Origin of the sequence: Pseudoalteromonas luteoviolacea (assembly GCF_021654285.1) — a bacterium.
Lineage (GTDB): Bacteria > Pseudomonadota > Gammaproteobacteria > Enterobacterales > Alteromonadaceae > Pseudoalteromonas > Pseudoalteromonas luteoviolacea_J.
The window spans coordinates 1-15,613 of the sequence record NZ_JAKFZS010000056.1 but is presented as its reverse complement, the minus strand read 5'-3'; the positions used below and the strand labels follow the sequence as shown (position 1 = coordinate 15,613).

The following is a 15,613-nucleotide window of genomic DNA, read 5'->3' as shown; positions in this document are numbered from 1 at the left end:
TTACTAAATTACAAATTGAGCTGCTCACGAAAACTTAACAGCATCAAACTAACTGTGCTTTAGTCTTTTCTTCGGGCGCGAATATAAGCACTGGCTACGAGAATATTACAAAAGTGCGCTACATCGCTGTAATTACGCAATGAGTATACTCCCCTGCCGTACTGACCTTCAGAATCAGCATCCCCAGCTTCCCATTGATGTACTTGAATATACCCAGAAGAGCTGTTTGCGATTATTTTGTATGCAACAGCATGATGATTATCAATAAATATTTCAAAAGTACGACTACCCTCAGACATTTCATAGCCTTGCTCATGGCCAACCAATTTAATTTGTTCTACTGCAAAATCAAAATCCATTGTTATTTCCTTATCTAAAAATACGCATTTAATTAAAAGATGATCGGCTTGCTATAGGCGCCAAGCGATTGCAAGACACCAATAGAGCCATAGATTAAAAATTAACAAAATTTAAAATTAAATACACTTAAAAATATCTTCAATATTGTCGTCTTTTCCAAAAATCCGTATCATAGTGTGTAACCCGTTGATACTCTTTGTTTTTGTCAATCACATAGGTCAGAAACTGCTCATGCATAAGCTGCTGATATTGCGCTAAAGAGTCTTGTTCCTGCGCCATGGCCTGAGCTATCGCTGTTGCACCATAATAGGCACTGCCCATCGCCGACGTGATCCCATAAGAAGAAAGTGGATCATAACTACAAGCCGCATCACCGATAGCTATCCACCCTTTTCCAACGCAACTCGCCACACAGGAAGAGTAAGAAGAAATCGCTTTAAATTCAGTTGTTTTCTCTAGGTTGCTCTGGGCTAAATATGGTTTAAGATAGGCGAGTTCATTTGCTTGGTGTAACAATGCAGAATGTGATTTAGGCATGTCTAAATCATTGTCTGTAAAAAAGCATAATGTCGCCATCGTTTGTGAAAACGGTGCCAAATACCACCAACCATTAGGGCAGCTTTTTATCACCGCTGTTTGCTTGCCCATCAGCCCTCTGCCATCGTGATGTAAATATGTGCAACATGCCATTAAGGCGTCCGCTTTTTTTTCAGCAATATTGAGCTTTCGAGTTAGTACCCGAGCACGCCCTGTGGCATCCACTATATAACTGGCGGTAAACTGCTGTTTTTGGTTGATATTAGGAAATGCCTGCTCTGTGTTTTTTAATTGCAGCAGCCACTTATTGTTTTCGCGACCAATGTCTATTAATCTGGTATTCCAGAAAAAATCTACCCCTGCTGTTAGAGCCGCGCTTAATAAACTACTATCAAATCGTTCTCTATTTAAAATCCATCCGGTTCCGTATGGACTGGCAATTAGGTTTCGCTCGTAGCGGCCTTCTCTATCCCAATCGACTTCGTACCCTTGCAATTCAAAATGCCCATCACGGCAAAATTGCTCAAATAAATTTAATTCAGATAAAATCGGTTGTATTGTTCCATGAACACACTCTCCAAAGCTTTGCTTTTGTCTCGAGTTTTTATCCACAACTGCAACTTTAACGCCGTTTTTAGCGAGCACAAGTGCTGCGGTAATACCCGCAACACCTGCACCCATAATGACGACTTGATAATTCATTGACGTCATAACTATCGCTGATTTTGACGCGTAATAATTTTACGCGGAGGAAGATTTTGCTTGGCCGCTTTACTCTCTTCCTTATCCAGTTGATTTATCGCATCTTCAGACCCAGCGCTGACGCCTTGTCCACCCTCGAGCCCTGCAAGTTGCTGTATATTAAGAAGCTGTCGATAACTGGCATCTTTAACTAAATAGCGGTCGTCTACTTGAGATTCGACCCAAACTTCATTGACCTCTGTATCCTCAAGTGAGATAGGACTTTTAATGGGCTTTTTAACGACAATTCCCATTTTATCCCAGTTATCAACCATCTTCACTCTTGGGTTTTCTTGGTTTTCTCGCAAAAACCTTAGCCAATCTTGGCGATAGCTAAAGTACTTGAAACGCTGAACTTCTGATAACTCATGGTTATCAAGTTGCTGAAATGATCGCTGACTCATCACCTGATTCGGTACCCTCGCCGACCAATATGTGATTGTCGGTAAATACTGCGCCGGATCGTAATCTTGATTCGAACGGCAGCTTCCCTCATCAGACTGCCAAGGCACGCCCATAAAACGAGTTAGTGTGCCCGGTCCACTGGCATTAAACATTTCTTTCAATGCAACATGAGGTGTTAAAACAGGCCCAAAGTAATCTTGCACCTCTTCATCTTTTGGCAAGATATTTAGCCGCATTGGATCAAACTTGTCCTTCACATTCCACATACTCAAGCGGCGCATAAACCAAGTCAATTCAATGCCTGGATGGAATGGCCCACCTAAGCATTGCTCAAGGTTCGTTTGTGTCAGTGCAAATGGGCGACGATTTACCGGCTCAATTGTCTCCAACGGATCGGTAATATTTTTCAACGGTTTTGAATTACTTTTTGCGTTTTCACCTTCAATGAAATCGCCGTCAGCCCACTTTTGCATATGATTATATTGCGTTTGCGTCAGACTAAGTCCCTTTAATGGCGAGTCGTTATCATCCCCATACAGATCACCGAAAATAGGCGGCAATTGAGATGCTTGTACTAATGCCTGCGACTTTTCAATGGCCTTATCTAGGTTTTCTTTGATGCCTTTTTTCAAAGCCGGATCAATATCCTCGTTGCCGCCTTCCTTTATCAGCTCTTTTACAAGCTTTTTCCTTTGCGCCTTAGTGTCTTCCTCTGATAGGCGGAAAAGCTTAAAAACAGCTTCCCTGATAGGCTTATTAGAACCGCAATTTGATTTCAGCTTGTCTAAGATCACCGGGTTATTAAAGTTACCGGGAGAGCCATCACCAAACACCATAAAGTAGCCTAAATTCACCCCTTGATTTTCAACTAAGCTGCTAAGGACTGGGTAAATGTCACGATAAAATTCTGTTTTTGCAGAATATGAAGGAAGTTCATGTTTTCTGAGCATCAAGTCAGTGACAACGTCATACATGGTCACTACACCTGGCATATTCGGCGCAAAGTTGGGTGGCGTAACTGCAACCATAGCAGGTTCAGCTTCGACTTCTTCGCTATTAATGATGATTTTAGCGCGGACTGTGCCATCTGAGATATCGTCATGCCAATAATCATTGTTAGCAAAGGTTTCTATCTGCTTTTGCTCATAACTACTAGAATGCCCTCGGCCACCAAGTACAAGCAACCTGCCCTGCTCATCAGTTCTCAATTCACCTAGGTAAACCGTTTTCTCTTGGCTCGTTCCACCAAAAATGGTGCCATCATCAAAATGATATTCATTGCCCGACTTGTTTTTGCCTTTAATAGTACGAGGTTTAGGATCAATGAGCAGTTGTTCTTTGCGCTTTTTAAGGTCTTGGACAAACGCGTTTCTTAGCTCACAATCCTTTGAGGAATCACCCAAGTCCATTGCATCTTCAAACTTATAGTTGATTGATTTCCTGTTCGCTAACTGTACTTCCCACTTAATTGTGGCGTCATCAGCAGTGATCTCACGTGTGACTTGACCACTGTCATTAACCTCAAAAATTCTAAAACGAGCCGCTTGTCGCTTTACCCTGCCTTTTTTATCTTTGTAATCTAACTCAACATCTGGGCGATTCGTGAGACTATAGTTTTCGTAACACGCTTTTAAGTTATTACCTGTATAGTTTGGGTTTACATCTTGATGCGGTACCTCAGGGCCTAGAAAGAAACCTGATTTCGAATTTCCTAACCGTGCAATACCAATGGCGGGATAAATATAATACTTAGCCATAGTCTTTCCTTACTTTTCAAATTAAATCAATACCGAACCATAAGCTGAAATAAATAGGAGGGAACAAATACAAGGTTTACTCAAGGATTTAACACCTTAACGCCCTTATGCATGAAGGAAAGTTTATAAGGCGAGTTTTTATCAATAAAACTGCTTTTTCTATATTCCTTCATTGCTTAAAGGTAATAACCTTATTGATATAAGCTCACTCCAATTACCTCTGCATTTAAGCTCAGATAATCACTGCTTTTACTTTAGTTGATAGAATTTAATTAAAGTATTACAAAGCCTTACAAGGCATGGCTAACTAGCCATCTAGCACATCAAATGTAGATATTATCGACTGTGCTTATACGCATTAATAAGCTGGATTAATCCACTGGCTCCCAGCCAAATTTAGCCTACAACTTTAAGCACCTCTGGTGCTGAAAACTGTTGCTTACTTTGCCAAAACTTGGAGTCCGTGAATCGTTGCTCACGACGATAATGTCCTAGCAGCTCATTCAAATAGCTGTTATAGATTTGCGTCATAGTTTCACTGTAATTGCCTAGTGCACCTTGCTCGCCTTCAAATGCTTTATGTATTGCTTGTGCTGACTTTTCCGCCATATAAATTGCCGTTGTCATGCCATGAGAAGATAAGGGATCAAACGACATCGCGGCATCACCCGCGATGAGCCAGTTATCGCCGTGTAGTTGACTGATTATGTGACTACTCGCATTGAGTGTTTTTATATCAAATGGTTCTTGAGGTAGGACTTTTCTAAACCAGTGTGTTTGCTTGGCAATGCTATGCCAGTTCTCACATTGCTTTAGCTTACCAAAATCAGGTGTGAACTGATTACAAAAAATTGCCAGCATACACTCGTGGTCATTGATTTTGGAAACCAAGGTCCACCCATCCCTAAAGGCCTCAACCGCCACCGCAGGCTGATTTTTTATGGGCGCTTTTAAACTCATATTTGTCACAAATGCACTGAGCTTATCAAATGTATGCCGTTGCAAATTCAACACTCTTGGCAAATAGCCCTGTCGCCCGCTTGCATCCAGTACAAAGCGCGCTTTGATCACCTGTTTGTTTTGAACATTGGCACAAGTGATACTGCACTGCCAGCCTTGAGCGACACGAAAAACATCCTTTACCCTGCCGAGTAAGGTGGATTGTTTTGGTAATGTCGAGCGTATTTGTTCAATAAAAAATTGCTTGTCTACTTTCCAACCATGATGTGCCGCCGCTAAAGGGGCTGTTTGCATTAAAGGTGAGCCCCACGAAGACACCATACCCGTATGACGAACATGCGGCCCTGATGTCAACAATTCAAAAAGCCCAATGCGCGCCAAAAGAGGCTCTATGCTTGCCGGTAGGCTTTCGGCCAAACGAATTTTTGAGGAGGAACTTTCCTCCACTAGCACCACCTTATGGCCGTGCTCAAGCAACAGCTTTGCAGCCACCGTACCAGCTATCCCACCACCGATAATGAGACAGTCACACTCTAAAACATCGCTCATTTACTATTTCCTGTTTAAAGGCACCGAAGTGCCTTTTTCATGCATTAGAGTTAATCTTTATCAGCTTCGCTGTAGGCAACATAGACCACATTTGGGATGCCTGAAGAACCTGGGTTTTCGACAGGTCTCGCCATCACCATGCCCATGTTTTTCCACTGACTCACCATTTGTATCAAGCCATTGGTGTAACCTCCTTCTGCATGGTAGCCAACAAAGCCAAGATCAGCCGTATGAAGCCACTCTAAACGTTGTGAAAATTGCTCCAACCGTAAGTGTTCAAAAGTCGACTCAGACATGCCCTGCGCAATACTATGCGCCATACCATTAATTTCAGGTAAATCTGCAGATTGGCTATCTTTAAACTTGTTATACCTTGCCAAAGGCAATACATGGACTGGCAAGTTGGCTGCCCACCACGACGGAATTGGGAAATCTTCTGGAGTGTAAACGGCTTGGCAACTTGCGGCATCAGACTGCCAAGGGATCCCCATCCATTTAGTCAAATCGCCCGGCGTATTTTGCCATAACCATGCTGAATCAGAGTTTGGAATAACGGACTCGGTGACGTTTTCGACCCCTATCGAGTACCCAAAGTCTTGATACATATTTTCAGACTTAAGACCGTTCGGATCTTGTTTAAGCCTAAACTCTCTTAAGCCCAGTAAACTGATGTCAGGGGTGACACTGCTTACAGCTTCATTTTGGCTGTAAATCAAAGCATGGCGCATCGGCCAAGTTAGTTCAACCCCAGGGTGAAACCCGCCCCCGTATAGCGCATCTAGTGCGGCGCGCGCACACAATAGTGCACTGTTTGGAGAAGCTTTAAATTGTTCACCGTAAAAAATGCCTAACTCTTCAATTGTGTTTGCACACTCTTTTTCAGCTTGAGTAACAGTAAACTTCCCTGCTGCCCAGTTTTGTAGATGTTGATACATAAAAGGAGGAATAGCAAACCACTGCATTGGACTACCCGGATAATCAACACCGTCATTAGGGTAAAAAGGCAGTTTTAACGGGTAAGTCGCTGGGCGCTCTGCGATATTCGTTTTGTCCTTACTGGGGATGATACGGCTATCACTCACCCAAATACTGCCACTTGTATTAGGATCATCGTCCGTCACGCCTTCATCAAACAGTGGGTTTCTAAACTGATTAAAGATCCCCTCACGTAGTGACTTAGCCGCAGTCGATGTATCTAATAACTGCGCAAATTTTAATTCGCTATTCAATTCACGAATTTGTGTATTAACGGCATTATCCGTAAAGTCCGCTTGATTCACCCACTGCATTCTGTACAAACGGTACAAAATTGGAAAAACATCGCTAAATTGTGTTGTTAATGTATTTAAATCGCCTTCTTTGAGTGCGGCGCCTGTGACCATGTCATACATAGTCACCAAAGGCTCAATTTGTGGCGCATAATCTGGTGGAGTCGTCGCTACCCAAGCGCTGTTACTTTCGTCATTAAGCTCAAAACAACCACCTTCTTTAAGTTCGACTAAAGCGGTTATACGACCATCGCAAATATCATCAAACCAATTTGAATTATCAGCAAAGTCTGTATTTAGTGATGATGGCGATAATGCTTGTGATACGCCGTTACCCCCATAAAAACGAAGTGTTCCGTCTTCTGTACATTCAAGACTGCCTTGTAATACATTGTGACGCTCTTGCAAGTTGAGCAAGTCACTTAGACGATTTTTTTCATTCGGTTCATTCGCCGGAAACTTGCCACGCAATGCAACTTGGCCATGATGTCCATTTGAAATACACCCTTGACTTGAGATCACCAACTGCTTTCTTAAGCCATTTGTGGTCACATTTGGGTTTCGACGCTTTGCTGTCTGCGCTGGTGCGATACGATGTTTGCTGACATTTTTACTCAGATTGCCAGACCCTTCTGTCTGTAAAGACAAATCAAGCGCGTTGTTGTAGTCGTACCAAAAAGACTTTTTATTTGCCACCTCAACATGCCAAGTAACCTTATCGCCTTCGCCTAGTTGAAGCTTTTCGATTGGGTTGCCATGTTCATCACATTTATAGATATAAAAGTTTTGTGCCTGCTTTTTTACTGCGTGCAAGTAATGATCGCTCAACACTTTTAAGATGGCATCTTTTATTTGCTGTATAGCTGAACAAACGTCACTCGTATTCTCTAACACAAGATTATCGAGGCTGCGTAAAATCTGCGTTTTTGGCACTAAATGAGATAAATCAAGTAGCTCTGTGACTGTTTCAATATCATCTTGAGCGAGCTTGGATGTATTTTCTTCACTCAAGTTTTTATGAATTTGGCTAATAGCTTGTTTGGTTTTATCACCAAAACATGACTCTACCAGTTCAACCAGCTCATGCTCGGTCACCAAATATTGAACATTGGTGTCATACAGATGCGCCCAAGGTACTTCAGGGGTCGATATAGATAACGACTTGACTGCAGGACCATTTCCTACTCTAGCAATACCCAATGGCGGATAAATTTTATATTGGCAATTTGACATGGTTTGTCCTTAATTAAATTAAGTTTGAAGCACAACTGACCGAGCCAAAACATAACGAGCAATAAACACGCGTTATCTCAAACTCAGTATTTACAAAGCGAATGACGAAAAGGAGAAGTGTTGGATAGCGCAGAATATTGCTGGGTATGGCTGCCAATCACCTTCAGCAACCGACACGGCAAAACGCGAACCAAATTTGTAGTCATAACCTCTCCTTGAAAATTTCAATTAGACTTTAATTGAATAATAAGGCACTAAGTTTAGTAACAAATCAAAAACAATCCATTACAGATTATTACGCGAAACGCGAGAGTAAATTGTTATGAGGGCGAGTAAATTGTGTTGATAAGCCATCATTGAAGTGATAAAAACTAAATGAATCTTTAACTCAGGGGTGCTTATAGGGGCATCGATGGCCCTGGATGGAAAAATGAGCTAACAGCGTCGCAGCTCTCAGGAAATAAGCAGTAACAACGCCAGGCTCAACAAGGTTAAGTGAGCATGTATTGTCAGCCAGTATATTTTTGAGTAAGCGTTATATCTCCAATGTCTGTGTGGATATTTGACTGCATGACAAAGTCGACCGTTCTCACCACATCCTCTATCGGTATTGGAATAAGGCCTGCAAATTCGCCAGAATGAATATCTGCCAACACTTCTTCTGTTCCCACCAAGCCAGGGTTTATTGTTGTAAATCCAATACCTTCATTTTTATACCCAATTCGCAATGAATGCACAGCACCTCGTAATCCAAATTTAGAGGCGGAATATGCAACCTCAGACGTTGTAGAAATATCGAGACCAGATGTAGCGCCTATGAATATGGCCCTTGGATTTTCTGATTGCCTAAAACTCGGCAAAAGACCCTTAACAAGCTCTATGGGTGCAACCTGATTAACATTGATTATATTTTTTGTTTCCGAATATGGACTTGCCTCAAAGTTATAGTCTTTAGTAAAGGCATTCTCTTCCCAAATTCCCCCCATATACAACAAAGCATCAATGCTAAGGTGGGATGTTGCGTCCAGCACTTTTTGTATACCCGCGATATGAGAAATATCAGCTTCAATCCATTGGCCCACACTGGATGGCGTGCGCGAAACAGAAATCACATTGTTTCCTTGCGCGTGATAGAATTGTGCAACCGCTAAGCCAATCCCTCTGCTTGCACCCACGACTAATATATTTCGCTTCATACCACTCTATCCTTATTTCTGGTCAATATGACACCAATTAAATTGCGTTATTATTTTGTATAGTTGAGGTCAAATCTCACCGCTATAGTCGCTTTATAAATAACTAAATTTCGGCTCTGGTAAAAGACATTTGTCAGCTAAACTCACAACTTTAATCATGATGTTGATAGCCTATGATTTCTGCTCCCAAAATACACATATATCTTGCCAATACTTTCTTGAAATAGGACCAAGCCACTTCTCAAAAGGTTCATAGCTAAATGCTTTGTGAGACGCAATATTTTGAACATCCTCAAACAGCCCTACTATTATGAGCGTTTTAACTTCGTCTTCAGCTTTCACTAATATCGACTCGACAACATCAAATATTGCTTCAAAATCGCTTGTTTGACCTTGCTCATACTGCTCTACGAGGTAATGAGCGACAACATTAATATCATTGTAAACCCCTGCGACACTATCGCCCCAAAAAGCCTGATGTTCCGACCATTTTTCTGCAATTAAAGAACATTTTGATAAAACTAACTCAATCGCTTTATGGGAGGTCATATTTTTCCTAATGCGTAATGTCTGCGATAAACCGCAGCAAATAATTGGCTATAGTTTATAAAGTACAACCCCTTCTTTCTAAACAAAAGAATCAGGGAAAACTAACAGCGTATCTTTGACTTTTAATCTGTGTCTGTCGCCATTAGAACATGCAACAAACGTGTTTTTTTGTTTAATACAACCCATGTACAATCCCACGCTACATCTAAAAAGAAGCTACACCAAGCCAAGTTGCATGTAATTACAACACTGTCTTCATAGTCATTAGCGATAAGTTCCAGAGCAGCTTTTTCACCTAATTCCTTAGAGATTGCACCACCCCAATCAGGCTTTTCGTAAGGCCCGCCACCGTCGAGTACCCATGCCAAAGAGCCTCCTAATAAAAATGGGGAGGACCATTTAAAAGCTTTATTTGAATCGTCACAGATATCACTGAGGTTAAAGAAACTTTTGATGGGTTCTTGCTCCCAAACTTTCCGGAAAAATTGCATTTCCTTAAGCCGGTTTCTAGAACAATACCAATCAAGAACTTCAGAATCACCCAATTTAAAACACCCATATTTTACACTGCCATTGATATAACACTTGCCAAGCTGAGTTACGTACTCTTCTATTGCTGGACTTTTAGCTGCCACAAAATCAATTAGCAACGAATTCCACATCGATTTTTGTTCTTCAAATTGAGGAATTCCATTTATCCCTCCGTTGTATTTTTTCATCTCGATCATTATGTACCGCCTAATGCACAACAGAAAATTAATCCGCTAGTTAATCATTGAACCGTGAAAGTGTTGTAAAACAAGTTTTGATAATATTTTCCAAAACTTCTTTCATGGCACTGTAAAACTCAGCCTCATTTGAAAACGCAGCGTCAAAGGCTTGCTCAATATAAGGGTCCATGATGAACTGCTTGCTTTTATATACGTTGTAAATTTTTAGCAAATAATCGAAATGTTTTGGAGGCTTTAACTGACCTTTGCTTGCGATAAAGTTAAGCATAACTCCATTTTCAACTTTATCTTTTTCACTAGCAGCATTACACTCATCGTTGAAATAAACATCTGCGAGCAAAGAAAGAAGTGCTACTGCAGCACCTTTCATTAGTATGTCGCATTCGCCATCCGTAAGGAAAACAGTTTTACCAGAACTGCCGCCAACCTCAAGGAATCGAAACGGATCAAACTGTCCTAATTCCAGCCCTGAAAAATCACCACTTTGTACTATTGCATCTACGAACATATATAGTACGTCTTTTAATGCATTCTCAGCTTCTTTGTAATTTTCTTCATTAAGATTCATTAGTTACCCTTAAAATTAGCACTCAAAAAATAATCCTATAAAGGTTTAACTCAACGGTGCTGAAAAATGGAACAGAGCCAAGTTTTCGTAGTCGCTCATTTATGGTAAGCTCTAATTATTTTATACTTCAAACAGGAGTTTAAAATTTAAATAATATAAAGAAGCATTATAAAAAACCACGGGTTACTTTATCATAATAACAATAAGCAAGGTTGAAAACTTTCTTCTCAACCAAAAGGGTTATTTTCTCCTGATAAAATTAAGAAAATATAAAGTAAAAACACTTCAATTAAAACCAGGGTTCAGCCTTGAAAATAAATTTATGGGAATGTATTTTAGGATAGACCTTCAAAAATACAATTAGCAACCTAACTAATACATAGCTATTAATTTGAGGTGGATGAAAAAGAAAATAAAGAAATGCAACAAGACATTGATAACCACTATGTAAGTTGCTAGCTCAAAAAGTTAACCACCACTTTCAATTTAAAACCAAATATATAGAAAAGAAAGAAATTGCAGTGAAAGGCTGAAAATAGTTATTAACAGTTATATAAACCACAAAAAATTCTATTCAATTTAAAACATTATCAGTTTATAAAATTGAGGCTTGCATATCCATTAACTTTCCTTAATCGGTAAGCGAAATACCAAACTTAACTCCTGAGACTTAGAGTCACACGCTATGTGACCAGAGTTATTAGAAATTAATTTATATTGCGTTTTTAAAATCATCTCCTCAATGATATGTGGAGGAATATCTTCAGGGTAAACCTCAACGACTTTAAGATTACTTATTTTAAAATGACCTATGTCAGCTTGAAAAGTTACATACCCATTTCGTTCTGAAGAAGAGTATGATTTATCAAAAACTGGTTTTGCTTGCTTCACAACATAAACACTGACATCCTCACTGCATGGTCTGCATGCGAAAGAAAACGAACTAAAGAATATGAAAAACACTAATATTGCTTTCAACTTTCACCTTCAACTTAACTATTTTAGTAAACGATACAATACACCAGAGTAATTTAGCAAACAAAGAGCAAAGCCCTATCACTTTTAAATCATTATTTATAAGTATTTTTAAGATTTTATGCTGGGAAACTCCTTGCTTGCACGATCTAATAGCCCCATTAGAAATTTTGGTTTTTCTGGAGGTGTATATTCTAATAATTGACCCAATGGAGTATCTAATATTCGGTGTTCAATTCTTGGTGTAGTTAGTCCCTTTAACTTTCGAAGCCTCTCTATTGCTAATATCTCAAATGGGTAGTAATACTCAAGATCCCAATTTTGAAAATCATAGAACCTATTATTATTCCAGCTATCCTGTCTACACTGATGAGTATGTCTGTCGGCAGCTTGAATTAATAACTCCGAAAGATACTTTGTGTCTTCAGTTGCCCAATTTTCTACTAATCTATTAAATAAAGGGACATCATACGCACATTTAATGTCCAACTCTTTTTGAATTTCATCCGTGCCATTGTAATGACTTAATAATCTTAAAATAAAGTGCTGGGTCCGCCGCCTGGAACTACGGTCATAAGCATCACTAAAACAAGTATTCTTTAAATTATTATTAATACCTGTCATGAGTTCATCAGCATAATCCAGCCAACCTAAAGCGATGCAACTTCCAAGAGTGACTCCTGCATCCCTAAGAAATAACATTGAGAGCTTAACTCTTTGTCCTTCATTAAATTCTTTAAAAGCCATATCATGAAATTTCAAATCGAGCTTTAAGGCCCAATATTCATATTCAATAGACTCTTTAAAGTCTTTCGTCCATGTATTATCACCACTAAAGCAGGACTTAAAAGAATCTATTTTAAGTTTTATTGCATAAAGATTAAGGTCTCTTGCCATTGAAGACCATGAATAAGTAAAGGTTTCGTTTGGGGCATATTCTGATTTATATTCCCAAGGACCCTCAGATAAGTATTTTTTTAGGTTATTAATGTCTACGTTAATAGAAACTGGGTCTTTTAACGATTTAATATAAGTCTTCAATTTAGGGTGTCTTTTATAGACACCCTTGACATCCTGCTTTAATTCATTTGGTTTATACATACTTTCCTTGAAACCTAGCCATTTTATCTACGATAGATGCCGTATAACAATGACTATTCCTATACGCTCTTTAGTAAAACTTACCATACCAATAACTTATTTATTTGTCACCAAGTTAGGGATGTCCAGTGGTATCAATTGTTTCATAACAATGATATTTAAAAACGATCAACATTGCATAAAAGCACATCAAAACTTCAAGATATTAATTACTATTTTAATCCTTGAGTGGTTACGAATTAATATACGTTAAAGAGGTAATAATATGCTAAATTTCAATAGCCGCCAAGGTTCGTAAGCTAAGATTTTTAGTCACTTGTGACGAGTATTCTGTAATTAAGCATGACCATTGATTAGATAATCAGATTCAATTCTTTATAGAAAACATAGCTTTTTATTACAAATTAATGTTCAATGATTCTAATTTATCATTTACTTAAATAATGAAATTAAGCTACTTTATTGCTTTATAAGTCCACGACTCAATAAATCCACATTCTTAAAAAAAACTTTATAGCTTTCTATATAAAAACCTCTGACCTTTTTCATCATAAACCAAATTAAAGCGAAATTTGTACTCTTTTTCTTCGAAGGATGCATAAAGTTTCAGTAACTTTGATTCTCTTCGTTATATTTTCGCTTTAAATATTTAATATTAGCATTTAATTCTTTCAAAACAGCTTGTGATTCAATGGCTATATCTCGCATTTCCTTTATCCGTTTTGAAATCAAAATTACAAATACTGGGACTGCTATCCAGAGTATCGCCAATATTGAGTAGGACAATACACTTAGAACACCAACCCCACCAAATATAGTTTCCATATAGTTACCACTTTAAAAAACTTAACCTTCATTCAGCCGTGAATTACAATAGCACAAAATTACAACACGGTGAGTTTACAGTTAAATTAACCCACCTTTATTAACACACGACTAAAGAAAAACATAGCCCCCAGTTAAAAAACTTCTAATATGTAAAGCAGTACGAAGTAAAAAAATTAACTTCATCAACTTTAGGATTTCTCGTTAATCAACTAAAAAATTGAAAGGCATTAAACATAGACATTTTATTAAAGAATATTATTTTAAATAATTAGTTTAAACAATACTAGATGACGATAAAAAATTTAAAGTTAACACTAATATTTTAATCGCACACAAGATAATACTCAGCGGTGCTTAGCTTGGAAAACTCTGTGTCTATCTCCATTCACTGTTATACTACCTAACACTGGAATCCATAGTTTTCTCGATAGTATTTAGCTTGTTCCTCCGGCATAGACTGAAATAAAACGCAGGTCGTAAAATTGCCGTATTTTTTTCCTTCATATGAATAACCCCAATCACTAATCATTGATTGATCAAAAGTGATTTTTTGCCCTAGCGAATAACCTTCGATTACCTTAGGCTTGTTAGCTAAGTAGCCGGTTATACTGTTTTGATTTTCCTCAAATGGCATTACCCAAAAGTGTTCATGACCCTTTGTGTCTCCAAGTCTCACCTTTAATACAAAATCTGACATACCTTCTTTAGGAGTTTTAGCTATTGCTAGAAATTCATCTAGAGAAGCTCTTGCTTTTTTAATTGCATTGAGCATTTCGGGATCTTCGGATTTTATCCATACAATTTCATCTTCTTCAGTAGCAACCACAATAGAAGAGACTAAACCCATCAAAATGACTATTACTTGTTTTTTCACTTATCAATCCTTATGGCATAACGTCCAAGAAATGGAAGCTTTTCAGCTGGCTAAACAAGTAGCAAGCTACATTACCCCGCCAACTTGAAACCTTTAAAAAATTATCTATGACAAATACAACATAAAATAACTATGCATATACAAAATTTAATACCATACGCCATAAATATAAATACAACCTAAATAACTTTAACACGACTTGAGGCATTTAAAAAACACAAACTACCGTATAGTAGTAATATCTTTTAAAAATCATATAATATTTAAAAAACACAAAAAATGATAAAAGCACTAGCCTTCCATCAGGAAATTATTATATTAAGGAATCACAATTCAACTTAACTCATTTGGTTTTATTGCCAAAGCCCAAACTTTCGTCAATACCCCCAAATAAAAAATGGCAAGCTTACCTACGTCAAGAATGTGTACAAGCTAACTGTTTTGCATTCATAGCTTGATCAACTTATTTGTTATCATATCAGCCTGACCAGCTTAACGGTTCAGGGTATTTTAATTTATACGCCTTAATCTCCTCCGGTGATGAATACTCAAAATATACTGAAATGTAATCAGTTAAGTACTCTTCACCAATGCCCATACGCCAAAACATACTGCTTTTGGCTTCGTCGGGGTATTTCTGCCATGGCGGGACGGGTGGCGAACTTTTAAGTTCATTGTCATATCTTTTCTTAAGCTTTGCCCGCCACTTTTGTTGGTGAGCGAGGTAATTATTCCAGTCTTGCTGAGAAACACCTTCTGGTGGGGAGTTATTATCTGTAGCCATACAAAAACCTGATAGAAGTAAAAATAGTATTAAAAATGCTGAGAGTTTCATTTGATAACTAACGTCGTTGCTACTGGTTAAAAATAGTTGAATAAAATTACGTGAAACACAAACAAATCCAACTATTATTTCTAGAAGCTTGGTGTTTTTTATAATTTCATCATTTAATTAGTGCTTTATAATATACCGAAATATCT

Annotated in this window: 14 protein-coding genes; all 14 read right to left on the bottom strand. The window is 38.4% G+C overall.

The window, feature by feature from the left end:
• Positions 1-59 precede the first annotated feature (59 nt).
• The 14 genes from L1077_RS26455 to L1077_RS26390 all read right to left on the bottom strand — a co-directional run bounded on the left by L1077_RS26455 (position 60) and on the right by L1077_RS26390 (position 15,416).
• A complete protein-coding gene (locus tag L1077_RS26455; protein ID WP_237139757.1) occupies positions 60-359 on the bottom strand; it encodes a hypothetical protein in 300 nt (99 codons plus the stop codon).
• Positions 360-498: 139 nt separating this feature from the next.
• Positions 499-1,608, bottom strand: a complete 1,110-nt coding sequence (locus L1077_RS26450) for an NAD(P)/FAD-dependent oxidoreductase (protein WP_237139756.1) — start codon at positions 1,606-1,608, stop codon at positions 499-501.
• Between the two features lie 2 nt (positions 1,609-1,610).
• On the bottom strand, positions 1,611-3,800 hold the full coding sequence (locus L1077_RS26445; RefSeq protein WP_237139755.1) for a LodA/GoxA family CTQ-dependent oxidase: 2,190 nt from the start codon (positions 3,798-3,800) through the stop codon (positions 1,611-1,613).
• A 396-nt stretch (positions 3,801-4,196) separates the two neighbouring features.
• A complete protein-coding gene (locus L1077_RS26440; RefSeq protein WP_237139754.1) occupies positions 4,197-5,309 on the bottom strand; it encodes a tryptophan 7-halogenase in 1,113 nt (370 codons plus the stop codon).
• 50 nt (positions 5,310-5,359) lie between these two features.
• Positions 5,360-7,810 carry a LodA/GoxA family CTQ-dependent oxidase gene (locus L1077_RS26435; protein ID WP_237139753.1) on the bottom strand — a complete coding sequence of 817 codons (2,451 nt, stop codon included), beginning with the start codon at positions 7,808-7,810 and terminating at the stop codon, positions 5,360-5,362.
• A gap of 509 nt (positions 7,811-8,319) precedes the next feature.
• Positions 8,320-9,006, bottom strand: coding sequence for an SDR family NAD(P)-dependent oxidoreductase (locus L1077_RS26430; RefSeq protein ID WP_237139752.1), 687 nt, complete (start codon positions 9,004-9,006; stop codon positions 8,320-8,322).
• A gap of 171 nt (positions 9,007-9,177) precedes the next feature.
• Positions 9,178-9,555 carry a DUF7674 family protein gene (locus L1077_RS26425; RefSeq protein WP_237139751.1) on the bottom strand — a complete coding sequence of 126 codons (378 nt, stop codon included), beginning with the start codon at positions 9,553-9,555 and terminating at the stop codon, positions 9,178-9,180.
• Positions 9,556-9,677: 122 nt separating this feature from the next.
• A complete protein-coding gene (locus tag L1077_RS26420) occupies positions 9,678-10,283 on the bottom strand; it encodes a hypothetical protein (RefSeq protein WP_237139750.1) in 606 nt (201 codons plus the stop codon).
• A 40-nt stretch (positions 10,284-10,323) separates the two neighbouring features.
• Entirely contained in the window at positions 10,324-10,854 is a 531-nt protein-coding gene (locus L1077_RS26415; protein ID WP_237139749.1) for a hypothetical protein, read from the bottom strand.
• Positions 10,855-11,475: 621 nt separating this feature from the next.
• Entirely contained in the window at positions 11,476-11,832 is a 357-nt protein-coding gene (locus tag L1077_RS26410) for a hypothetical protein (protein ID WP_237139748.1), read from the bottom strand.
• A gap of 108 nt (positions 11,833-11,940) precedes the next feature.
• Positions 11,941-12,930: a hypothetical protein gene (locus tag L1077_RS26405; protein ID WP_237139747.1), complete on the bottom strand. Its 990-nt coding sequence runs from the start codon at positions 12,928-12,930 to the stop codon at positions 11,941-11,943.
• 606 nt (positions 12,931-13,536) lie between these two features.
• Entirely contained in the window at positions 13,537-13,755 is a 219-nt protein-coding gene (locus tag L1077_RS26400) for a hypothetical protein (RefSeq protein WP_237139746.1), read from the bottom strand.
• Between the two features lie 403 nt (positions 13,756-14,158).
• The gene (locus L1077_RS26395) at positions 14,159-14,632 is read right to left on the bottom strand and encodes a YegJ family protein (protein ID WP_237139745.1); all 474 of its coding nucleotides are present in this window, start codon (positions 14,630-14,632) and stop codon (positions 14,159-14,161) included.
• Positions 14,633-15,110: 478 nt separating this feature from the next.
• Entirely contained in the window at positions 15,111-15,416 is a 306-nt protein-coding gene (locus L1077_RS26390; protein WP_237139744.1) for a hypothetical protein, read from the bottom strand.
• Between the last annotated feature and the right edge of the window lie 197 nt (positions 15,417-15,613).